This is a genomic window from Microbacterium alkaliflavum (assembly GCF_044325405.1).
GTDB classification, from domain to species: domain Bacteria; phylum Actinomycetota; class Actinomycetes; order Actinomycetales; family Microbacteriaceae; genus Microbacterium; species Microbacterium alkaliflavum.
On record NZ_JBIQWL010000005.1, the window covers coordinates 243,088 to 265,104 of the forward strand.

Consider the following 22,017-nt stretch of genomic DNA (forward strand, 5'->3'; position numbering starts at 1 on the left):
TTAAGTACCATGATGTGAGTGAGCACACCCACCTCCACTCCGCGACGCCCACGACGCGACGCCCTCGAGAACCGCGCCGAGATCCTCACGGCCGCCACCGACCTCATCGCCCGCGACCCGCACGCCTCGATCGACGCCATCGCGCGGTCGGCGGGCCTGTCACGCCGCGCGCTATACGGCCACTTCGACGACCGTGACACGCTCGTGCGCGCCGTCATCGCGGTCGGCGCACAGCGCTTCAACGCCATCGCCCTCACGATCGACGACACCGATGCGCGGGTCGCGCTCGCCCGGCTCGCCTCGCGCCTGTGGCGCGAGGCGGCGCACGTGCAGGTCGCGGCATCCATCGCCCTCGACGAGGCGCACGTGCACGACACAGCCGACGCGCTCGCGCCGGTGCGGCGGCGGGTCGCCGAGATCGTCCGTGCGGGGCAGAATGACGGCACACTGCGCACCGACGTCGCGGCGCCGACCCTGGCGCGGCTCGTGGAGGAGACCGCGCGCGCGGTCATCACGCGGATGGATGCCTCGTCGCCTGAGGCGCGATCGATCGCCGTGCGCGCCGTGCTGAGCATCGCGGGGCTGTCGTGGACCGAGTCGGCGGCCCTGCTCGACCGCCACCCGTCGCTCCTGGACGACGAGGCGTGATGCGCGTCGTGCTCACCGACGTCTCGAAGGGGCGCGACGGGATCGCCCTGCCCCAGACCTCCGTGGCGTTCGCGTCGTGCCGGGTCACGCTCGCCATCGCCGAGACCGAGCAGCGCCCGACGATCCTCGGCCTCATCGCTTCGGGCCGCATGCGTCCTGACACCGGCTCGGTGCTCATCGACGGCCACAAGGGGGCCGCGGCTCTCCGCCGCCGCGTCGCGCTCGTCGACGTCCCCGACGTCTCCGATCCCGCGCCGAACGTGACCGTCGCCGGCATCGTCGCCGAAGAGCTCATGTTCGCCGGCCGCCGCTCCGACCCCCTCGCCGCGCTCCGCTGGCTCGACGAGACGGACGCGCGCGACCTCGCCCGCGTGCCGATCGCCGACGTCGCCCCCGCCCGGCGGCTGCGGCTGCTGCTCGAACTCGCGACCCTGCGGGACGGCGTCGAGGGCGTCGTGCTCGTCTCACCGGATCGACACGGCGGCGACCCGCGGGAGTGGTGGGCGCTGGCGCAGGAGTTCGCGGACCGAGGGCTGGCCGTGCTCGTCGTCGCCGGCGAGGCGTCGGTCATGGCCCTGGCCGAAGCACCGTCGCAGCCGGGGCGCCCCGCCCGGCCGCGCCCCAGCCGCGTGCGGCCTCGTCGAGCTGCCGTCCCCTCGTCCCGGAGAGTGCGCGCGTGAAGATCCCGGCCATGATCGCGGCGGAACTGCGCCGCCTCACCGCGACGCGCATGTCGGTCATCGCGCTCATCGCGCTCGTGCTCGTGCCCGTGCTCTACGGCGGGCTCTACCTCTGGGCCAACCAGGACCCTTACGGACGTTTCAGCGAGATCCCCGTCGCCCTCGTGAACGAGGACGCCGGCGTCGCGGCATCGGCCGATGCCGGCACCGCCGACGCATCGTCCGACGATTACGGTCGGCGGATCGCCGACGAGCTGCTGGACGGCGGTGCGTTCGACTGGCGGCTCATGTCGGGCCCCGAGGCCGCCCGCGCTCTCGAAGAGGGCGTCGTCGACTTCACCGTCGTGATCCCGGCCGACTTCTCCGAAGCCCTCACCTCGGTCGCAGGCAGCGACCCGCGCCAGGCGACGATCGAACTCGAGACCAACGACGCCAACAACTACCTCGCCTCGACGATCGGCGCACAGGCGGTCGAGAAGATCCGCGCCTCGGTCGCGCAGCTCGTCGCGCAGGAGGCCGCGGGCCGCCTGCTCACCGGACTCGCCGACATCCGCGTGCAGCTCGTCGATGCCGCGTCGGGTGCCGCGCAACTCGCCGACGGCGCCGCGCAGGCGTCGGACGGCGCGGCCCAGCTCGACTCCGGAGCAGCCGCGCTCGCCACGGGCACCGCCTCACTCGCGGACGGCGCGCATCAGGTGGCCGACGGCGCGCAGCAGGTCGCCGCAGGGACGGCGACGATCGCGGGATACGCCGATCGTGCCGGCACCGCGGTGCAGGCGGCGACCGACGCCCTCCCGCAGGCTCGCGCCGACATCGCGGCGGCACTCGCCGACCAGGGTCTCGACCAGGCGCAGATCGACGCCGTGCTCGCGAAGCTCGATCCCGTCGCCGACCGGCTGCGCGAGGGCAACACGACGGTGCAGACCGCCGTCGGGCGCGTCGACGCGCTCGCCTCCGGTGCGGGGCGGGTGGCATCGGGTGCGGAGCAGGTCGCGACGGGTGCCGACTCCGCCGCCTCCGGCGCGGCGCAGGTGAGCGGCGGAGCATCCACTCTCGCGAACGGCCTCGGCACGCTCGCCGAGGGCACCGCGCAGCTGCGCGACGGGCTCGACGCGGGGGTGGCGGCCCTCCCCGATTCGACCGCCGACCTCAGGCAGCGCCAGGCGGAGACGATCTCCGACCCGGTCTCGGTCGAGGCGGGCAAGGTCGCATCGGCCGCCGACTACGGCGCCGGGCTCGCCCCCTTCTTCGCGGCCCTCGCGGGCTGGATCGGGATCTACGCGCTCTTCCTCGTCGTGAAGCCCATCTCACGGCGCGCCGTGACGGCGCTGCACTCGCCCGTCCGCGTGACGATGGCCGGCTGGCTGACGCCCGCGCTGCTGGGCGCGCTGCAGATGGCGACGCTCTTCGGCGTCCTCGCGTTCGCGCTCGGGTTCGGCTTCGCCAACCCGCTCGGAACTCTGGGCGTCATGGTGCTCGCCTCGTTCACCTACGCCGCCGTCATCCTCGCCCTCAATGTGTGGCTCGGCTCGGTCGGCCAGTTCCTCGGGCTCGTCCTGATGGTCGTCCAGCTCGTGACGGCAGGCGGAACGTTCCCGTGGCAGACGCTGCCGGCACCCCTCGGAGCGCTGCACCAGGTGCTGCCGATGGGCTTCGTCGTCGACGCCATGAGACAGCTCATGTACGGCGGCGACCTCGCCCGCGTCGGCTCCGACCTGATCGCGCTCATGAGCTGGATGCTGGGAGGCCTGGTCGTCGCCGCGATCGGAGTGACGCGCATGACGCACTTCCGCACGCTCCGCGACCTGCAGCCGAGTCTCATCGGCTGACGGCGCCCCGGGGCGCGGCTACGCGCGCCGGGGCGGTCTCCTGACCGCACCGGCGCGTGCTCGATGGCTGGTGTCAGCCGATGCCGCCGCTCGTGCAGCCGTTCTCGGCGAACGCCGCGTCACCGCGGCCGTCCATCCAGGTCGGCGTGCCGTGGTCGTCGTACCAGAAGCCCGGGTAGACGTCCTCGAGGTCCTGGTGCTTGGCGTGCGCCCGCACGACCGCATACTTGTCGGTCTCGATGAAGACGTACGGATTCGTCTCCGAGTGCGTCGCGTGGCAGTACGGGACCCTGTGGTCGCCGTCCACCGGGCTGGTCGCGAACGCCGGAGCGGCCGCACCGACCGCCAGGGCGATGGTGAAGGTGATGGCCGCAGTCCCCACCGCGGCGCGTCGATTCATTGCACGCATGATTGACCCCCAAGTCCTGTGTGTGCAGTCCTCACGGTGTACCACCCCGCGGCGGACCCCCACAAGAGGACCGGCGACATGGGGAAGGCGGCTCGATACCGCGCCGATACCTTCGGGTCGAGGCATCCCGCGCCGTCCCGGGTTACGATTCCACACGATGCCCGCGCGAGCCCGACGCGTGGGATTGGGTCACGCTCGGAATGAGACGGCGTCCCACGGTCCATTCCTGAGGAAGTGCCTTCGATGCCGAAGCCCGTCACCGGCCCCGTGCCGGTCCCCCGCAAGCGCTCGGTGGCGCGCACGATCGGCGTGATCGCGTTCAGCATCGTCGCCGTCGTGCTCGTGACCAGTGCCCTCGCCGCGGGTTTCGGCGTGTGGACGATCCAGCGGTCGTTCCCCCAGGTGTCCGGCGAGCTCGCCCTCACCGGGCTGGATCACGACGTGTCGGTGCAGCGCGACGGTCTCGGCATCCCGGTCATCACGGCCTCCGACACGCACGACCTCTTCTACGCGCAGGGCTACGTGCATGCTCAGGACCGGTTCTGGGAGATGGACTTCCGCCGGCATGTGACGTCGGGGCGGCTGTCGGAGCTGTTCGGCGAGTCGCAGGTCGCGACGGACGAGTTCCTGCGCACGCTCGGGTGGCACGACATCGCGCAGCGCGAGGTCGACGCACTCGACGACACGACACGCGGCTACTACGAGGCGTACGCCGACGGCGTCAACGCCTACCTGAAAGGCCACTCCGGTGCCGACGTGTCGTTGGAGTACGCGATCCTCGGCCTCCAGAATCCGGACTATGAGATCGAGCCGTGGACGCCGGCCGACTCGGTCGCGTGGCTCAAGGCGATGGCCTGGGACCTCCGCGAGAACATCGACACCGAGACCGAGCGCGCGCTCATGGCCCCCGACTTCACGGCCGAGCAGATCGCCGAGCTGTATCCCGGCTATCCCTACGACCGCAATCCGGTGATCGTGCCGAAGCTCACCCCGATCGCACCCGCGCTCTCGCTGACACCGGATGCCGCGCCCCGGGCGCAAGCCGCGTCGATCGACTGGACAGAGGTGCAGGGCGTCGTCGCGGCCGTCTCGACGCTCGTCGGCGGGGCCGCGGAGGGCATCGGCTCGAACTCCTGGGTCGTGTCGGGCGAGCACACCGAGAGCGGGCTGCCGCTCCTGGCCAACGATCCGCACCTCGGCGCTGCGATGCCCAGCGTCTGGCACCAGATCGGCCTGCGCTGCAAGACGGTCTCGGAGTCGTGCCCGTTCGATGTGTCGGGCTTCGGCTTCTCCGGCATGCCGGGGGTCGTCATCGGGCACAACGAGCACATCGCGTGGGGCTTCACGAATCTCACGACCGACGTGACGGACCTGTACCTCGAGAAGGTGGAGGGCGACTCGTATTGGCGCGACGGAGCGCTCGTGCCCCTCGATGTGCGCGCCGAGACGATCGAGGTCGCGGGCGCCGATCCCGTCGAGCTGGAGATCCGCTCGACGGCGCACGGTCCCCTCGTGTCCGGGCTCACCTCCGACTTCGACGCGATCGCGGCCGACCCCTATCAGGGCACCGACGGTACGACGTCGCCGCCGGTCGCTCCGCCCGCGTCAGGCGACTACGCCGTCGCGCTCGAATGGACGGCGCTGCAGCCCGGCACGACGGCATCCGCCATCTTCGCGCTCGATACAGCGCAGGACTTCGACGACTTCCGCGCCGCTGCCGCGCTCTTCGACGTGCCTGCGCAGAACCTCATCTACGCCGACACGGCGGGCAACATCGGCTACCAGGCACCCGGCCGCCTCCCCATCCGCGGGGCGGGCGACGGATCGATGCCCCAGCCCGGCTGGGACTCGGCGTACGACTGGAAGGGCTGGATCCCCTTCGAGGAGCTGCCCGTGTCGTACAACCCGAGCGCGGGCTACATCGTCACCGCGAACAACGCCATCGTCGGACCCGACTACCCCTACCTTCTGACGCGCGACTGGGACTACGGCTACCGGGCGGCGCGCATCACCGACCTCCTGGAAAGTGCGATAGCCAAGGGCAGAGTCACCATCGACGACATGCGCGACATCCAGGCCGACGACCGCTTCGGCATGGGGATGAAGCTCGCCTCGGTCTACGGCTCGGTGCAGACCGGCGACGCCGACGTCGACGCGGCTCTCGACCTGCTCAGCACGTGGGACGCCGACAACGACCCCGACTCGGCTGCCGCCGCGTACGCCAACGTGCTGTGGGACGAGCTCGTGCGCAACCTCTTCGTGCGCGGACGCGAGCATGCGGCGCCCCTGTCGAACCAGAGCCGCATGACGCTCGTCGTCGGCCGCCTGCTCGACGACCCATCGTCGTCGTGGTGGACGAACGAGGGGCTCGGCGTCTCGGGGCAGCAGGAGATGCTCGAACGCACCGCGAAGGGCGCGTACGACAAGCTCGTGAAGCTGCAGGGCGACCAGATCGACCGGTGGAACTGGGGCACTCTGCACGCGCTCACGCTCACGAACGCGACGTTCGGCGAGTCCGGCGTCGCGCCCATCGAGTGGCTCTTCAACCGCGGCCCGTACCCGGTGGGCGGCGGTTCGTCGAACGTCGACGCGACGGGCTGGACCCTCGGCCAGGGATTCCAGACCGTCACCGTGCCCTCGATGCGCATGATCGTCGACCTCTCCGACTTCGACGCGTCGCGCTGGAACCACTTGACCGGCGAGAGCGGCCACGCCTTCCACCCGAACTACACCGACCAGACCGAGACGTGGCAGCGGATCGAGCAGACCCCCTGGGTCTTTTCGCCCAAGGCGGTCACGGCCGCGACGACCGACGCGCTGACGCTCGTCCCGGCATCCTGATCATCGGGTCCGGTCAGCCGCCGGCAGCGGGCGGGGTCTCGCTCGACCCGGCGAGCTCGTCCACGTGCAGCGACGCGCGGTCGATCGTGCCGTTGCGGTAAGCCTGCCGCCCCACCATGTGCGCCGAGAGCGGCGCCGTGGCGAGCTGGATGAGCACGATCGGCACGAGGAAGGCGACGACGGGCCACGACCGCAGCGACAGCGCGATCGCGAGGCAGATCAGGATCATGCCGAGCACCTGCGGCTTCGTCGCGGCGTGCAGGCGGCTCGGCACATCGCGGAAGCGCACGAGGCCGATCGCGGCGGTGAGGCACAGCAGCGCGCCGATGAGGATCAGCACGAGCGAGACGACGTCGAGGATCTCATCCATTGTTGTCACCGTCCCGTCGCGCGACCCAGCGGGCGATCGAGATCGAGCCGAAGACGCCCACCGCCGCGATGATCAGGAGCACGGGCAGCGTCCGGGTGTGGTGGTTGATCGCCATCTCGGCGCCGAGGACGCACATGACGAGGGTCAGCAGCACGTCGGCCGCGACGGCGCGGTCGAGGATCGAGGGTCCGACGACGATCCGGTACAGCGCGACGAGGGCCGCGGCGGCGAAGACGACGCTGATGACGGCGACGAGGATGTTCACGACGCACCCCCTCCCACGGCATCCGCGATCCTGCGCACCTGTGCGCGCGAGCCGACCGCACGCACGATGCGCTCCTCCCAGTGCAGCACGCTCGCCCGCTGCCTCTCGACGTCGGCGTCGTTGCGCACGCCGATGACGTGCAGATACAGGATGCGGCGGTCGCGATCGGCGTCGACGATGAGCGAGCCCGGGATGAGGGATGCCGTGACCGCCGTGTGGGTCATGATGAGGTCGTCGTGGATGCGCAGCTGCACCGCGATGATGGCCGCCCCGGGCAGCCGGCGCAGGTCGAGCACCTGCCACGCGACCGTCAGCGACCCGCGGACGAGGGCGACGAGGAACTCGACGACGAACACGAGGCCCCACCACAGGTTGACGCGCCCGGACAGCTCGACGGGCGGGAGGCGGAACACCCGCGTCACGACGACGGCCGCGATGACGCCGGTCACGAACGCGACGACCGTGAACTGGCCCCACAGCAGCATCCACAGGGCGACGAGCCAGACGAAGAACGGCAGCTGGCGCCACAGCTGCGTCGCGACGCGGCGCTTCGACGAGTCGGGGCTCATTGTCCGGCGTCCTCCTGCAGCTGCGTGAGGGTCACGGGTTCGAGCAGCGATGCGCCGATGCGCTCGCACACGTCGTAGAGCGGACCGGCGAACACCGTCAGCGCGACAGTGACCGCCACCATTCCGGTCGTCGCGGCGGTCATGATGCGCGGGATGACGCGGCGCTCGGTCTGCACGCCTGCCGCCGGCGCGTCGCCGAGGTACGAGATGCGCGACTCGGTCTCGGATGAGTCCTCCTCCTCGCGCCAGAACGAGAGGTTCCAGGCGCGCATGAGCGCGTAGAGCGTGAGGAGGCTCGTCACGATGCCGCCGACGATGAGCACCATCATGACCGGCGTGCCCACCTTGGCCGCCGCGTCGAAGAGCGCGAACTTGCCGATGAAGCCCGAGAACGGCGGGAGTCCGCCCAGGTTGACGGCGGGGATGAAGTACAGCACGGCGATGACGGGCGCCGCGCGCATGAGGCCCTTGACGCGCAGGATCGACGTGCTGCCCGCGCGGCGTTCGACCAGGCCCACCGCGAGGAACAGCGTCGTCTGCACCACGATGTGGTGGACCATGTAGTAGATCGTCGCGCCGATGGCGGCGGGCGTGGCGATCGCGAGCCCGAACACCATGTAGCCGATATGGCTCACGAGCGTGAACGACAGGATGCGCTTGAGCTCGGCCTGGGCGACGGCGCCGAGCACGCCGACGATCATCGTGGCGAGCGCGACGACCATGAGCAGCATGTTGACGTTGCTGTCGATGAAGAGCTGCGTCTCGGTGCGGATGAGGGCGTAGACGCCGACCTTCGTCAGCAGGCCCGCGAAGACCGCCGTGACCGGTGCAGGCGCTGTCGGGTACGAGTCGGGCAGCCAGAAGGACAGCGGGAAGACGGCCGCCTTGATGCTGAATGCCAGCAGGAGCATGAGATGCAGGACGAGCTGGGTGTCGGGCGGCAGCTCGGTCATGCGCTGCGAGATCTGCACCATGTTGACCGTGCCGAGGGCGCCGTAGATCATCGCGATCGCCGCGAGGAAGAGGATCGACGACACGAGCGAGACGACGATGTAGACGACGCCCGTGCGGATGCGTGACTCCGTCGACCCCAGTGTGATGAGCACGTACGACGCGACGAGGAGGATCTCGAAGCCGACGTAGAGATTGAAGAGGTCGCCCGCGATGAAGGCGTTGAAGATGCCCGCCGCGAGGATCAGATACGAGGGGTGGAAGATCGACAGGGGCGTGTCGTCGTCGCCGTCTGCCGCACCCTGGCCGACCGAGAAGAGGAGGACGGCGAGCAGCACGATGCTCGAGACGACGACGAGCAGCGCCGCGAGCCGGTCGACGTAGAGCACGATCCCGAACGGGATGGGCCACCCGCCGATCGACACGGCGATCGGCTGTCCGCCCGCATCGACGGCCCACAGGAGCACCGCGGCGATGACGAGCACGAGGGTCAGCGTGACGATCGACACGACGACCTGCGTCTTGCGGTGGCGGCCCGCGATGAGGGCGATCGCCGCGCCCAGCAGGGGCAGCGTCACGAGCAGGGGGACGAGCGCGCTCACGAGTCGTCACCCCTGTCCCGCGGTCCGCGGAGGGGCCGATCGGCCGGCGCGTCGTCGACGATGCCTGGCACGTCGCGACTGCCGAGCACCGTGATGGGCGCGGTGTCGACGCCCACGAAGTCGGTCGTCGCGTCGTCGCCCATGAGCTCGGCCTCGTCGTCCATGGTCTCCTCGGCGGCGAGACTGCGCTCGCGCACGGCGATGTCGGCCTCGTCGTCGGTCACGGTGTCGGCCTGCCCGAGCTGCCACGACCGGTAGATGAGCGCGAGCAGGAAGGCCGACACGGCGAACGTGATGACGATCGCCGTCAGCGTGAGGGCCTGGGGAAGGGGATCGGATGCCGCCTCCCCCGCGCCGTAGAACGGTGCGACGCCCGGCCGGCCCATCACGACGAGCAGCAGCAGGTTCGCGGCGTTGCCCAGCAGCAGGAACCCGATGAGCACGCGCGTGAGGCTTCGCTCGAGCATCGCGTACACGCCGCACGCGAAGAGCACCGCCATGACGACGATGAGGATGAGCGACACGTTCATCGCGAGCCCACCCCCGCCCGCGCCTCGCGCAGCTCGAGTGCCTGACGATCGACCTCGGCGCCGAGACTGCGTAGCACGTCGAGCACGAGCCCGATCACGACGAGGTAGACGCCGATGTCGAAGATCGTCGGCGTGACGAACTCGATGTCGCCGATCCACGCCAGGTGCGCCTCGAAGTAGGCGCTCTTCAGCGGCGGCGCGTTGAACAGCAGAGGCACGATCGCGCACGAGACGGCGAGGGTCATGCCGACGCCGAGCAGCCGTCCGGCATCCGTCGGCGCCGCCGCTCCCAGCTCGTAGCGTCCGCCCGCGACATACCGCATGACGAGCGCCATGCCCGCGATGAGCCCGCCCGCGAACCCGCCGCCGGGCAGGTTGTGCCCCGCGAACAGCACGTAGAGCGACACGATGATGATCGTGTGGAACAGGATCCGCACGATCACCTCGAGCATGATCGAGCGGTTCTCGGGCTTCACCCGCTGCCCGCCGACGAGCCACGCTCGGGGCCGGTGGCTGAGGTCCGCGGTCTGCGGCAGCACGCCGCCGTCCTCCGCCTCGACGAGCGGCCGGCGCGTCCGTGACGCCACGCGAGGCAGCGGCGCGGTCAGCGACGACAGCGTGTCGGCACGGTGGGTCACGAAGACCAGGGATGCCACCCCCGTCGCCGCGACGATCAGCACCGACAGCTCACCCATCGTGTCCCACCCGCGCAGGTCGACGAGGGCCACGTTGACGACGTTCTTGCCGTGGCCGAGCGTGTAGGCGAGATCGGCCCACTCGGCGGAGATCGGCGTCGCGACCCGCGCACCGGTCGCGACGAGCGCGACGACGGCCATCGTGAGGCCTACGGCGATCGCGAGGATCGCGCGCGCGATGGGCGCGACCGAGGCGTTGTGCTCGCCGAGCCGCGACGGGATGCGTCTCAGCACGAGCGCGAAGGCCACGAGCGTGACGGTCTCGACGAGGATCTGCGTCAGGGCGAGATCGGGGGCGCCGCTCGTCGCGAACAGCACGACCATCCCGAGGCCCGTCACCGACACGAGCACGACGCCCGTGTAGCGCTTGCGGGCGCGCGTGGCGATGATGCCCGCGATGATCATGACGGGGGCGACGAGCAGCTGCGCGGGCGTCTGGTACGCGTCGTACGCCGTGCGCCAGTCGTTGCCGGCGACCAGCACAGTGCCCTCCGCCGCGACGAACACGACGAAGATCGTGCCGACGTAGACGGGGAGCGACCCGCGCTGGGTGAGGCTCGTCGTGACCACCGAAAGGCGCGCGATGCCGCGGAGTGCGCCGTTGTAGATGTCGGCGGCCGTGAACGGGATGACGCGCCTGGGCGCCCCGCGTCGCGTGAGGGCGAACACGACCGCTCCCACCGCGATCGTCGCGAGCGAGATCCACAGCGCCGGCTCGAGCCCGTGCCACAGCGCCAGGTGGTACATGTGCTCGGGCGGGGCGACGCCCGGGGTCGACGCGGGGGCCGTCTCGGCGTAGGGCGCGAAGGCGATGTCGAGGAGCGGCGCCGCGAAACCGGCGACGACGGTGAGCCCGGAGAGCACGACGGGTGCGCTCAGGAAGCCGATGGGCGGATCGGGCCATTCCGTCGGGGGCATGGTCTCGCCCACGGCCGGGCCCACGCGCCCGGAGGCTCCGCGCGACGCGCCAGCGGCGCGTGGAGTGGGCGTGGGGACCCGTTTCGTCCAGAACGCGCCCCACAGGAACCGGATGCCGTAGGCGGACGTCAGCACCGAGCCGAGCACGACCCCGCCGAACGCGACGATGCCCCACGGCGCCCCGCCGGTCGCCTCGTCGAGCAGGGCGGTCAGGGCGCCCTCCTTCGCGACGAACCCGATCGTGGGGATGATGCCGATCATCGAGGCGACGGCGATCGTCGCGAAGGTCGCCATGACGGGCGCCTGCCGGCCCACCCCGCTGAGTTCGCGGATGTCGCGCGTGGAGAGCTGCCGGTCGATGATGCCGACGACGAGGAACAGGCTCGACTTGAACAGGGCGTGGCCGAGGAGCAGCGCGAGGCCTGCAAGGGCGGCATCCTGCGTGCCGTAGCCGAGCACGACCGTCAGCAGGCCCAGCTGGCTCACGGTGCCGAACGCGAGGACGCGCTTGAGGTCGGTCTCGCGGAGGGCCTGCCAGCCGCCGAGCAGCATCGTGAACACGCCGAGCGACACGACGATGGGCCGCCACGGCGGGGCGATCGCGAAGACGGGTGCGAGGCGCGCGATGAGGTAGATGCCCGCCTTGACCATCGCGGCGGCATGGAGGTATGCGCTGACCGGCGTGGGGGCGGCCATGGCGCCGGGCAGCCAGAAGTGGAACGGGAAGATGGCCGACTTGCTGAGGGCTCCGACGAGGATCAGCACGAGCGCGGCGTCGACGACGGCCCCCGTCGGCGCCTGGGCCAGGATCGTTGAGAGGCTCGACGTGCCCGCCTCGACGACGATGAGCACGACGCCGATGAGCATGACGAGCCCGCCGAGGGTCGTCACGAGCAGGGCCTGCAGCGCCGCACGGCGGCTCGCGCCGCGGCGGTGGTAGTACCCGATGAGCAGGTACGACAGGACGCTCGTGATCTCCCAGAACATGACGAGCACGACGATGTCGTCCGTGAGCACGAGCCCGTACATGGCGCCCGCGAATGCCAGGAGCACGGCGGAGAACTGGCCGACCCCTTCGACGCTCTTGCCGCGGAAGTACCAGCGGCAGTACATCATCACGAGCGCGCCGACGCCGGTCACGATGAGGGCCATGAGCCAGCCGAGCGTGTCCATGCGCATCGACAGCTGGATGCCGAGCGCCGGGATCCAGTCGTAGGTCTCGAAGGGGGTGTCGCCGGAGAGCACGGCGGGCGTCTCGAATGCCGCCTGCACGAAGGCGACGACGGGCAGCAGCGCGGCGAAGAAGAAGGCGCGTGCGCCGATCCGTCCGACGAGCCACGGCAGCAGCAGGGGCGCCACCGCGAACGCGCCGAGAAGGACGAGCATGCGCGGCCTCCTCGGGGGTCGCGGCCAGTGGCGCGGGCGTTCGGGGTCGTCGGCCAGTCTACCGGCGCTGGGTCGGCCGGCCTCCCGCAGGGCGGGACTCAGGCCGGCGGAGCGGTCGTATTCCCTTCGCGGAATGTGCACGTGAAGCGGATGGATGCCGCCTCCCCGCCCTGGAGCATCGCCACGATCGCCTCGCCTGCGGCGCGGCCCTTGTCGGCCGACGGCTGCCACATCGTCGTGAGCTCGTACGGCGCGAGCCCGTCGACGACGATGCCGTCGAATCCCGTGACGCTGACATCCTCCGGCACGCGCAGGCCCGCCTCCTCGGCGGCGCGCACGACGCCCGCTGCGAGCAGGTCGCTCTGCGCGAGCACGGCGGTCGGGCGGGCCGCCGGATCGGCGAAGAGCACGCGGCCTGCTGCGAGCCCCTCGTCGATGAAGCTGCCGGCGGCCGCGAACGCGGGCGCGTGCGGGAACACATCGCGGGCGCCGAGCAGACGATTGCGCGTGACGTCGACCGCGATGCGCTCGTCATCGTCGATCCAGCCGCGCTCCCAGCCCGTGCGCACGGGCAGAGCGACGATGGCGACGCGCTCGTGTCCGAGGCTGCGCACGTGGCTGGCCATCTGGCGCTGGGCCTCGCGGTTGTCCAGGCCGATGCGGGGCACGTCGTCGCCCGCATCCCCCTCGATGACGACGACCGGGATGCCGCGGGCGCGCACGACCGCGAGCGACTCGCGCAGCATCCCGCTGCAGCCGACGAGCACGGCGGCGTCGACGGGTGCCGTCGTGAGCGAGGGGGCGCTGGACTCGGGGTCCTGGTCGCGCAGCAGCAGCAGCCCCGCGCCCATTCCCGCGACGCTCTCGGTGAGCCCGTCCATCATGAGGATCTTGACGGGGTCCTGGAAGGCCCGGCCGAGGTGCTCCTCGAAGACGACGGCGACGATGCCCGACCGGCCGCGCCGCAGCGACGCCGCGCGCGGGTCGGGGCCCGTGTAGCCGAGCGACTCCGCGGCCTCGAGCACGCGGCGGCGCGTCGCGTCGGAAACCGGGGTCTTGCCGCTGAACACGACGGACGCGGTCGACGGCGAGACGCCCGCCTCGCGGGCGACGTCGGAGATCGTGGCGCGTCTGGTGCTCATCGCGCTCCGATCGTACTCTCTCCCACTCCTCAACATCGAATCGATTCGGTAAGCTACTCCGATGGATACCGCGCTCTCCCGCCCGCAGATCGTCGCCTGGCGCACGGCCATCTTCGCGATCTTCTTCGCGACGGGCCTCGGCTTCGCGACGTGGGCGTCGCGCGTGCCTTCCGTCAAGGCGAACCTCGGCATCAACGACTTCGAGGTGGGCCTCCTCCTCTTCGCGTCGGGAGCGGCATCCATCCTCGGCCTCTCACTCGCGAACGTCATCCTCGCCCGCTGGGGTGCGCGCCGCGGACTGCTCGTGGGCCTCGGGATCTTCGCGTCCGGCATCGTCGTCGTGGGCCTCGGCGCCCAGATCACGACCTCGTTCGCGGCGACGGCCATCGGCCTCGCGCTCATGGGGTTGGGCATGGGGTCGACCGACGTCATGATGAACGTCGAGGGCGCCGCCGTCGAGCAGGCGACGGGGAAGACGATCATGCCGCTCTTCCATGCCTTCTTCAGCCTCGGCACCGTCGCGGGCGCCGCGGTCGGCGTCGCCATGACGGCGTGGGGGGTCGGCGTCGCTGCGCACCTGTGGATCGTCGGAGCCGTCGTGGTCGCCGGCGGCGCGGTGGCGGTCGTCTTCGTCCCGCGCCGCGAGGCCACCGACGACACCCCCGGCGACGTGCCCTCCGTCACGCGTCGCGAGCGCTTCGCCGCGGCCGTCGCCGTGTGGCGAGACCCCCGCACCTATGCGATCGGCGCGATCATGCTCGGCATGGCCTTCGCCGAGGGCGGGGCGAACGACTGGCTGCCGCTCGCCGTCGTCGACGGCCACGGCGGCACGGAGGCGCAGGGCGCGATCGCGCTCACCGTCTTCTCCGTGGCGATGACGGCCGTGCGGGCACTGGGCGGTCCGCTCGTCGACCGCTTCGGCCGCGTCTGGACGCTCCGCATCCTCGCGATCACGGCGGGCGCGGGGCTCGTCGTCTTCATCCTCGCGCCGACCTGGCCGGTCGCCCTCATCGGCGTCGCGCTGTGGGGCATGGGGGCGTCGCTCGGCTTCCCGCTCGGCATGTCGGCCGCGGCCGACGACCCGGCCAAGGCCGCGGCATCCGTGAGCGCCGCCGCGACGATCGGCTACATCGCGTTCCTGTGCGGCCCGCCGATCCTCGGCTGGGTAAGCCACGAGATCGGCCTGCTCCCGACCCTCTGGATCCTCGTCGCGCTCATCGCGCTGTCGGGCTTCGCGTCGGGCGCCGCCAAGCCGATCGCGGGCTCGCAGGTCGGCGCCGGTCACCGCTCCGCGCACTGACCCGGCATCCTCTTCCGCGAGCCGATACAGCCCTGTCGAGCCGATACGCGCCAGACGGTCTGAGCCGTATCGGCTCGTCGAGAACGTATCGGCTCGCGGTGGTGCGACGCCGGGCTAGGCTCTTCGGGTGCGTCTGGTCATCGCCCGCTGCTCCGTCGATTACACGGGTCGCCTCACGGCGCACCTCCCGCTCGCGACGCGCCTGCTCGTGCACAAGGGCGACGGCAGCCTCCTCGTGCACTCCGACGGCGGGTCGTACAAGCCGCTCAACTGGATGAGTCCGCCCTGCACCCTCACGGTGGAGGAGCCGGATGCCGAGACCGCCGCCGAAGGCGTCGTCGAGCAGTGGCGCGTGACGCACGCCAAGACCGGTGATGCGCTCCTCGTGCGCATCCACGAGCTGATCCACGATTCGTCGCACGAGCTCGGCGTCGACCCGGGCCTCGTCAAGGACGGCGTCGAGGCCGATCTGCAGCGCCTCCTCGCCGAGCAGGTCGACGTCATCGGCGACGACCTCGCGCTCGTCCGCCGCGAATTCCCGACGGCCATCGGACCCGTCGACCTCATGCTGCGCACGACCCTCACGGTGCAGGCGGGCTCGCCCCGGCACATCGCCGTCGAGGTCAAGCGCCGCGCCGGCATCGACGCCGTCGAGCAGCTCACGCGCTACCTCGAACTGCTCAACCGCGACCCCCACCTGGCGCCCGTGCGCGGCGTTCTCGCAGCGCAGAGCATCGCACCGCAGGCGAAGACCCTCGCCGGCGACCGCGGCATCGTCACCGTCGTGCTCGACTACGACGCCATGAAGGGCGTCGAGAGCGGCATCCCGACCCTCTTCTGATCACCGGGCCGCCGTCCTGGAACCGCGTGCGACACGCACCGGACATTTCCGCGACCGGCATACGACACGGGCCCGTCCTAGGCTGATCCCATGTCGCTCCGATCACCGTGGACCTGCGTCCTCTGGGACGTCGACGGGACCGTGGTGGATGCCTCGGACGGAATCCTGCGTCGCCTGACCATCGCCCTCGACCACTTCGGCAAGCCTCGCCCGACGCGGGCTGAGCTCGTGCACTGGATCGGTCCGCCGATGTACGACTCGTTCCAGGTCAATGTCGGCATGAGTCCCGCCGAGGCCACCGAGGCTGTCGCGTACTACCGGACGATCGGCAAGGCCGACGGCTACACGACCGGGGCGAAGCTCTTCCCGGGCATCGGCGAGCTCATCGCCGAGCTCGCGGAGAACGGCGTGCCGCAGGCGACCGCGAGCTCGAAGCCCGAGATCCAGGTGCAGGCGCTCATGGACCACTTCGGTCTCGAGCCCTACCTCACCTCCATCGTGGGGGCGACGCTCGACGAGCGCACGCTCAGCGCGAAGTCCGACATCGTCGCCGAGGCGCTGCGTCGTCTCGCGGCGGCGGGTGTCGACACGAGCCGCCCCGTGCTCGTCGGCGATCGTCATCACGACGTCGAGGGCGGCGCCGAGCACGGCGTCCCCGTCATCTTCGTGCGGTGGGGGTTCAGCTGGCCGCACGAGGCCGACGGCGCGCAGGCCGCCGTCGACACGGTCGAGGAGCTGCGCACCCTGCTGCTCATCGAGGATGTCGATGGCTGACACTGTCACGGGAGTGCTGGGGTGGGTCATCCCGGCGCTCGTGGTGTTCGGCGCGACGGCACTCGCGATCGCGATCACGGCCTGGGCGGTGCGCCGAGCCCGGCGCTCGTCCAAGGCGCGCACGAGGGCTCTGGCCGAACGCGAGCGCGCAGGCGCCGCGCTCGTGCGCCTCGACGACGCCGTGGCCGAGCTCGAGCTCGAGGTGGGCCTGTCCGGCGCGCTCTACGGCGGCGGGGCTCCGGCATCCCTCCGCCGCGCACGCCTCACGGCACAGCACGCGCGGGATGCCGCGTTCGATGAGTATCGCGCGTCGGGCGAGCCCGATGTGCAGCCCCCCGAGATCAGGCGGGTCGCGACGCGCATCGAGCGCAAGTGCTCCGACGCCCTCGCGACGATCGCGCGAGCGCGCGCCGACCACGCCGCGTGGATGAGCGCCAACGTCTCCGCCGCCGCACAGATCGAGGGCGAGCGCACACGACTGGCAAGCCTGCGCGCCTCGATGGGCGACCCGGGAAAGCTCGTCGACGAGCTGCGGGCCCGCTTCGCGGAGGACGAATGGCGGGATGCCGCGCACTGCGCGCAATCGGCGATCGCTGAGGCCGATCAGGCTGAACGCCTGCTCGCGCGTGCCGCCGCGGAGGCCGACGATCCGTCCCGCAGCGCTCTCGCCGATCTCGCGGCGGCCGAACGGTCGCTGCGGCTCGCCGAGTCGGACGCGCGCACGCTCGAGGAGACGCATCGCCTCGTGACGCAGGCGGCGCAGGCGCTCCCCGACGAGTTCGCGGCCGCGCGCGGCGCGCTGCGCCAGGCCCTCGTGACCCGCGAGCACCTCGAGCCCGATGACGCCGCTCGGCTCGGCTCGGAGCTTCGGGCCGTGACGGCTCAGCTCGACGCGCTCGAGCCGGCGTCGAGCTCGCATCCGACTCGCACCGTCGACCGCATCGCACGGCTGCGCGATCGCCTCGACCTCGCCCTCGGCGATGCCCACACGGCCCAGCAGCGACTGCGCGGTGCGCGCACGGCCCTGCCGGGCACGCTCGCCGCCGCGCGCGGCGCGATCGCACAGGCCGAGGCAGCCGTCGTGCACTCCCGAGCGGGCGCCCCCGCGCGCCTCCGGCTGCTGTCGGCGCAGCGGGAGCTCGCCGACGCCCGCCAGGCGCAGGACCCCGTTGCCGCGCTCGATTCCGCCCGCCGTGCGATGCGGGATGCCGAGGACGCCAAGGCGCTGGCAGAATTCGAGGCGACGGGAGGCAGATGATGCGCATGCTCGGCCGCGTCCCCGCGACGCTGACCGTGGTCGCGCTCCTGCTCGTCGCCGGAGTCGTCTGGCAGGGCCTCTGGCACCCCTTCGAAGACAGCGACACCTTCGAGGTGGTCGCGTACGGCCTTCCCGCCCTGTCCCAGGGCCGGTGGTGGACGCCCGTGACGGGCACGTTCTTCGTCAGCCATCCACTGGCCTACGTCTTCACGATCGCGAGCTTCGCGGGCATGGGCTTCCTGGAGTCGCGCCGGGGCACCCGCGTCGCCCTCGCGTATTTCGGGATCGGACAGCTGTTCGCCGTGCTGGCATCGGCCCTCTTCCTCCTCGTCTTCTCGATGACCCCGTGGCCGTGGGCGCAGGAGGAGGCGCTCGCCCTCGACGTGGGAGCCTCGGGCGGCACGATGGCCTGCATCGCCGCGGCCGTCGGGCTCTTCGCGCAGCCGTGGCGCGTGCGGGCGTGGCTCGTGCTCCTCGGGGTCACCGTGCTCGCCCTCCTCTTCTGGGGATCGCTCGACGACCTCGAGCACGCCTTCGCGGTCGCTCTCGTGCTGTTCGCCGACCGGTCGCTGCGCATCCAGCGCACGACCATCCGCGAGCAGCGGCTCATCGCCTTCGTCGTGGCGCTGACCCTCGGCGCCGTCTCGGTGCTCACGACGCTCGTTCCCACGAACGGAGCGTTCGGGCACACGGATTCCGTGGAGGGGCCGTGGCTGGATGCCGCGATCGACGCGGCCGTCGCGCTGTTCTTCGCCGACGGCCTGCGTCGCGGGCGCCGCTGGGCCTGGCGCTGGACGGTCGGCTACGCCGTCTTCAACGTCGTCGTCGCGACGCTTCTGGTCATCCTCCTCCTCGCCGGAACCGCCGGCCTGCAGTCCTCGGTCGGCGACTTCAGCGTCGCGATCGCGCGCTCGGCGCTCTGGCTCATGTTCCTGGTCTACCTCGTGTGGGTGCGCCACGCCTTCCGCGCACGGCGCAAGTCCCGTCTCGGCGCGCAGCCCGCGCCGACGGTCGCCGAGGTGAAGGACGTCCTGCATCGGTGCGGCGGCGGCACCCTGTCGTGGATGACCACGTGGGACGGCAACGACTACGTCCGCACCTCCGCGGGCATCGTCGCGTATCAGCGCCGATCCGGCGTCGCGATCGTGCTCGCCGACCCGCTCGGGGCGGAGGCATCCCGCCCCGACTCGATCGTCGAGTTCATCGACGGCGCGGAGCGCGCGGGGCTCATCCCCTGCTTCTTCAGCGCGAGCGAGGCGACGAAGGCCGCTGTGCCCGATGGATGGCGCAGCCTCGTCGTCGCCGACGACACGATCGTCGACCTGCCGGGCCTCGAATTCACGGGCAAGCAGTGGAACTCGGTGCGCTCGTCCCTCAACCGCGCGGGGCGGGAGGAGATGACCTTCCGCATGACTCGACTCGCCGACGAGCCGTGGGGCGTTCAGCAGCAGCTGCGCGCGATCTCCGAGATGTGGGTCGGTGACAAAGGCCTGCCCGAGATGGGGTTCACGCTCGGCACGCTCGACGAGGCGCAGGACCCCGAGGTCCGCCTCGCCCTCGCGATCTCACCCAAGGGAGACGTCGACGGCTTCCTTTCGTGGCTGCCCGTCTACGGCGTCGATGCAGAGGTGCGCGGCTGGACGCTCGACCTCATGCGCCGACGCGAGGGCGGCTTCGGACCCGTCATGGAATATCTGATCGGCGCGTCGGCGCGATACTTCTCCCAAGAGGGGGCCCGGATCCTCTCGCTGTCGGGCGCGCCGCTCACACACGAGTATCCCGAGGATGCCGGCCCCATCGCAGATCTCACCGACAGGCTCGCGGAGCTGCTCGAACCCGTCTACGGGTTCCGTTCGCTGCACCGGTTCAAGGAGAAGTTCCACCCGCGGTACGAGACGATGTATCTCCTCTACCGCGACGAGACCGACCTCACGCGCATCGCGACGGGTCTCACCCGCGCGTTCCTGCCCGACGCCACGCTCCGTCAGTTCGCGAGCGCGGGGCTCGAACTGGTCCGCGGCGAGAAGGACTGAGGTCCGGGCAGCACAAAAACCGCCGCATCCACCGACGGTGGATGGGCGGCTGTGCTCGCGGGTTACGCGAGGGGGCGGATGTTCTCGGCCTGAAGCCCCTTGGGGCCCTGCGCGATCTCGAACTCCACGCGCTGGTTCTCCTCGAGGGAGCGGTAGCCACCGGCCTGGATGGCGGTGTAGTGCGCGAAGACGTCCGCACCACCCTCATCCGGCGCGATGAAGCCGAAGCCCTTCTCCGAGTTGAACCACTTGACGGTGCCCTGCGTGCTCATGAAATGCCGTTCTACGCTCTTCGCCGGCACAAATCATGCCGACGCTTACACGCTATCGAGAGCCAGGGATGCGACATAGCCCCATTTCGGAAGGTGACATAAACGTTGCATGGCCGAATGGTGCGCAAAACCATCGAACGCCCGGGCCGAGCATGAGCTTCGAGGCCCGGGCGCCGACGGATCCCCCCGGATAGGCCACGCCTGAGCGTGACAGCGCACACTCTACCGATATATCAGTCCCCGATCGAGGAGCATGACGCCGCGAGTACACTTGTGGGGCCCATGACCACCGTTCCGCTCATGCCCGTGGATCCGCGCGGCACCGTGCTCGGAGACGAGGTGTACGCCGCGATCGGCGAGGCGATCCTCGACGGGCGCCTCAAGCCCGGCGAACACCTTCGCGACCAGGAGCTCGCGCGCTGGCTCGGCGTTTCCCGCACCCCGGTCCGCGAGGCCCTCCAGCGCCTCGAGCGCACGGGACTCGTCGAGGTCGCCCCCAATCGCTACACGCGCGTCACGATGCCCGATCACGGGCTCATCGGCGAGACGCACGAATTCGTCGTGCTCCTGCTCGGGAACATCGTCCGACTCGCCGCCGCGCGCATGTCCGACGACGAGCTCGACGACGTCCTGGGCCAGATCGACGCCGTCATCGTGGCATCCCGTGCCGATGACCGCCTCGGCATCATCGACGGCAGCGCGCGCCTGTTCGAGACGCTGACCTCCGTCGCCAAGAACCGCCCGTTCGTGCGCGTCATGCGCGAGGCGGAGCTCGTGATCAAGCGCAACCTCTCGGGATGGCATCCCTTCGTCGAGTGCCCTGTGCAGCGCAGCGAGGGCTACGAGGAGTTCAAGGCGGCGCTGGCCGCACGGGACGGCGATCGTGCGGAGCGCGCCCTGCGCGCCCAGCACGGCCTGGCCTGACGCTTCCGCCCGTCGGCGGCCGTCGCTAGCGTGGGCCCCGTGGGCCACATCGAGCTGCGAGACCTCGACGACGACGATCTCGACGCGATCTACGAGATGATGCGCGACCCGGAGGCGGTCGCGATGGTCGCCTTCACCGCGTCCGAGCCCGACGACCGCGCGGGTTTCGACGCCTGGATCGCGCGGGAGCGGGCGTCCGCGGATGTCTCGCTCTTCGTCGTCACCGAGCGCGGCGGATTCGCCGGCACGGCCGCCCTGTTCACCGTCGGCGGCGACCGCGAGGTGACGTGCTGGATCGCACACCACGCGTGGGGTCGGGGCGTCGCGACCGCGGCCCTTCGCCTGCTGATCGCCCGCGAGCCGGTCAGGCCGCTCTTCGCCCGCGCCGCCGCCGTCGATCCGGGCTGGATCGCCGTGCTCGAGCACTGCGGGTTCACCGAGGTCTCGCGCGCCGACTCGTTCGCACCCGGCATCGACCGGGAAGTCGAGGAGGTCGTGTTCGCGCTCGTGCCCGCCCTCGACGGAGCCTGAAAATGACATCGGCCCCCGTAACCGGGGGCCGATGTCATTTTGTGCGCGAGGGGGGAGTTGAACCCCCACGCCCTTGCGGGCACTGGCACCTGAAGCCAGCGCGTCTGCCTATTCCGCCACTCGCGCGAACCGAAGTGTCGTGAACACCGCGGATCAACCTTCCGAGGATAACACGGAGCCCGGCACCGCCCGAATCGGGTGGGGACGGTCCACGGGCGTCCCAGGCTCAGTGACTAGCATGTACGCACC

At 71.0% G+C, this 22,017-nt stretch carries 20 protein-coding genes and 1 tRNA gene; 11 read left to right on the top strand and 10 right to left on the bottom strand.

The window, feature by feature from the left end:
- Nucleotides 1-18 precede the first annotated feature (18 nt).
- From ACH3VR_RS15395 to ACH3VR_RS15405, 3 genes are read left to right on the top strand one after another with little or no spacing between them, the layout of a single operon-like run.
- The gene (locus ACH3VR_RS15395) at nt 19-648 is read left to right on the top strand and encodes a TetR/AcrR family transcriptional regulator (protein ID WP_397557200.1); all 630 of its coding nucleotides are present in this window, start codon (nt 19-21) and stop codon (nt 646-648) included.
- On the top strand, nt 648-1,328 hold the full coding sequence (locus tag ACH3VR_RS15400; RefSeq protein WP_397557201.1) for a hypothetical protein: 681 nt from the start codon (nt 648-650) through the stop codon (nt 1,326-1,328). The genes ACH3VR_RS15395 and ACH3VR_RS15400 overlap by 1 nt, the downstream gene beginning before the upstream one ends.
- Nucleotides 1,325-3,157, top strand: coding sequence for a YhgE/Pip domain-containing protein (locus tag ACH3VR_RS15405; RefSeq protein WP_397557202.1), 1,833 nt, complete (start codon nt 1,325-1,327; stop codon nt 3,155-3,157). The genes ACH3VR_RS15400 and ACH3VR_RS15405 overlap by 4 nt, the downstream gene beginning before the upstream one ends.
- Before the next feature lie 73 nt (nt 3,158-3,230).
- Here the strand turns inward: ACH3VR_RS15405 and ACH3VR_RS15410 are convergent, their stop codons facing one another.
- Entirely contained in the window at nt 3,231-3,557 is a 327-nt protein-coding gene (locus tag ACH3VR_RS15410; protein WP_397557203.1) for a hypothetical protein, read from the bottom strand.
- 252 nt (nt 3,558-3,809) lie between these two features.
- On the opposite strand from ACH3VR_RS15410, the gene ACH3VR_RS15415 reads away from it, so the two are divergent.
- Nucleotides 3,810-6,407: a penicillin acylase family protein gene (locus ACH3VR_RS15415; protein WP_397557204.1), complete on the top strand. Its 2,598-nt coding sequence runs from the start codon at nt 3,810-3,812 to the stop codon at nt 6,405-6,407.
- Between the two features lie 13 nt (nt 6,408-6,420).
- Here the strand turns inward: ACH3VR_RS15415 and mnhG are convergent, their stop codons facing one another.
- The 7 genes from mnhG to ACH3VR_RS15450 all read right to left on the bottom strand — a co-directional run bounded on the left by mnhG (nt 6,421) and on the right by ACH3VR_RS15450 (nt 13,835).
- Nucleotides 6,421-6,777, bottom strand: a complete 357-nt coding sequence (gene mnhG / locus ACH3VR_RS15420) for a monovalent cation/H(+) antiporter subunit G (RefSeq protein ID WP_397557205.1) — start codon at nt 6,775-6,777, stop codon at nt 6,421-6,423.
- A complete protein-coding gene (locus tag ACH3VR_RS15425; RefSeq protein ID WP_397557206.1) occupies nt 6,770-7,042 on the bottom strand; it encodes a monovalent cation/H+ antiporter complex subunit F in 273 nt (90 codons plus the stop codon). The genes mnhG and ACH3VR_RS15425 overlap by 8 nt, the downstream gene beginning before the upstream one ends.
- Nucleotides 7,039-7,611, bottom strand: coding sequence for a Na+/H+ antiporter subunit E (locus tag ACH3VR_RS15430; protein ID WP_397557207.1), 573 nt, complete (start codon nt 7,609-7,611; stop codon nt 7,039-7,041). The genes ACH3VR_RS15425 and ACH3VR_RS15430 overlap by 4 nt, the downstream gene beginning before the upstream one ends.
- Entirely contained in the window at nt 7,608-9,164 is a 1,557-nt protein-coding gene (locus ACH3VR_RS15435) for a Na+/H+ antiporter subunit D (RefSeq protein ID WP_397557208.1), read from the bottom strand. The genes ACH3VR_RS15430 and ACH3VR_RS15435 overlap by 4 nt, the downstream gene beginning before the upstream one ends.
- Nucleotides 9,161-9,694 (bottom strand): Na(+)/H(+) antiporter subunit C, encoded by a 534-nt coding sequence (locus ACH3VR_RS15440; protein WP_397557209.1) that lies wholly within the window; start codon nt 9,692-9,694, stop codon nt 9,161-9,163. The genes ACH3VR_RS15435 and ACH3VR_RS15440 overlap by 4 nt, the downstream gene beginning before the upstream one ends.
- A complete protein-coding gene (locus ACH3VR_RS15445; RefSeq protein WP_397557210.1) occupies nt 9,691-12,693 on the bottom strand; it encodes a Na+/H+ antiporter subunit A in 3,003 nt (1,000 codons plus the stop codon). The genes ACH3VR_RS15440 and ACH3VR_RS15445 overlap by 4 nt, the downstream gene beginning before the upstream one ends.
- A gap of 98 nt (nt 12,694-12,791) precedes the next feature.
- Nucleotides 12,792-13,835, bottom strand: coding sequence for a LacI family DNA-binding transcriptional regulator (locus ACH3VR_RS15450; protein WP_397557211.1), 1,044 nt, complete (start codon nt 13,833-13,835; stop codon nt 12,792-12,794).
- A gap of 61 nt (nt 13,836-13,896) precedes the next feature.
- Here ACH3VR_RS15450 and ACH3VR_RS15455 point away from each other — a divergent pair, with 61 nt between their 5' ends.
- From ACH3VR_RS15455 to ACH3VR_RS15475, 5 genes are all read left to right on the top strand, one after another.
- On the top strand, nt 13,897-15,135 hold the full coding sequence (locus ACH3VR_RS15455) for an MFS transporter (RefSeq protein WP_397557212.1): 1,239 nt from the start codon (nt 13,897-13,899) through the stop codon (nt 15,133-15,135).
- A 127-nt stretch (nt 15,136-15,262) separates the two neighbouring features.
- The gene (gene nucS / locus ACH3VR_RS15460) at nt 15,263-15,976 is read left to right on the top strand and encodes an endonuclease NucS (protein ID WP_397557213.1); all 714 of its coding nucleotides are present in this window, start codon (nt 15,263-15,265) and stop codon (nt 15,974-15,976) included.
- 90 nt (nt 15,977-16,066) lie between these two features.
- Nucleotides 16,067-16,750, top strand: coding sequence for an HAD hydrolase-like protein (locus tag ACH3VR_RS15465; protein WP_397557214.1), 684 nt, complete (start codon nt 16,067-16,069; stop codon nt 16,748-16,750).
- Nucleotides 16,743-18,008, top strand: coding sequence for a hypothetical protein (locus tag ACH3VR_RS15470; protein WP_397557215.1), 1,266 nt, complete (start codon nt 16,743-16,745; stop codon nt 18,006-18,008). The genes ACH3VR_RS15465 and ACH3VR_RS15470 overlap by 8 nt, the downstream gene beginning before the upstream one ends.
- Nucleotides 18,005-20,041, top strand: a complete 2,037-nt coding sequence (locus tag ACH3VR_RS15475; RefSeq protein WP_397557216.1) for a bifunctional lysylphosphatidylglycerol flippase/synthetase MprF — start codon at nt 18,005-18,007, stop codon at nt 20,039-20,041. The genes ACH3VR_RS15470 and ACH3VR_RS15475 overlap by 4 nt, the downstream gene beginning before the upstream one ends.
- Nucleotides 20,042-20,103: 62 nt before the next feature.
- Here the strand turns inward: ACH3VR_RS15475 and ACH3VR_RS15480 are convergent, their stop codons facing one another.
- Nucleotides 20,104-20,313 carry a cold-shock protein gene (locus tag ACH3VR_RS15480; RefSeq protein ID WP_165126338.1) on the bottom strand — a complete coding sequence of 70 codons (210 nt, stop codon included), beginning with the start codon at nt 20,311-20,313 and terminating at the stop codon, nt 20,104-20,106.
- A gap of 282 nt (nt 20,314-20,595) precedes the next feature.
- On the opposite strand from ACH3VR_RS15480, the gene ACH3VR_RS15485 reads away from it, so the two are divergent.
- Together ACH3VR_RS15485 and ACH3VR_RS15490 are read left to right on the top strand one after the other, a co-directional pair.
- Nucleotides 20,596-21,237: a GntR family transcriptional regulator gene (locus tag ACH3VR_RS15485; protein ID WP_397557217.1), complete on the top strand. Its 642-nt coding sequence runs from the start codon at nt 20,596-20,598 to the stop codon at nt 21,235-21,237.
- 39 nt (nt 21,238-21,276) lie between these two features.
- Nucleotides 21,277-21,768 carry a GNAT family N-acetyltransferase gene (locus tag ACH3VR_RS15490; protein ID WP_397557218.1) on the top strand — a complete coding sequence of 164 codons (492 nt, stop codon included), beginning with the start codon at nt 21,277-21,279 and terminating at the stop codon, nt 21,766-21,768.
- 42 nt (nt 21,769-21,810) lie between these two features.
- On the opposite strand, the gene ACH3VR_RS15495 is transcribed toward ACH3VR_RS15490, so the two are convergent.
- Nucleotides 21,811-21,894: transfer RNA gene (locus tag ACH3VR_RS15495), tRNA-Leu, on the bottom strand.
- Between the last annotated feature and the right edge of the window lie 123 nt (nt 21,895-22,017).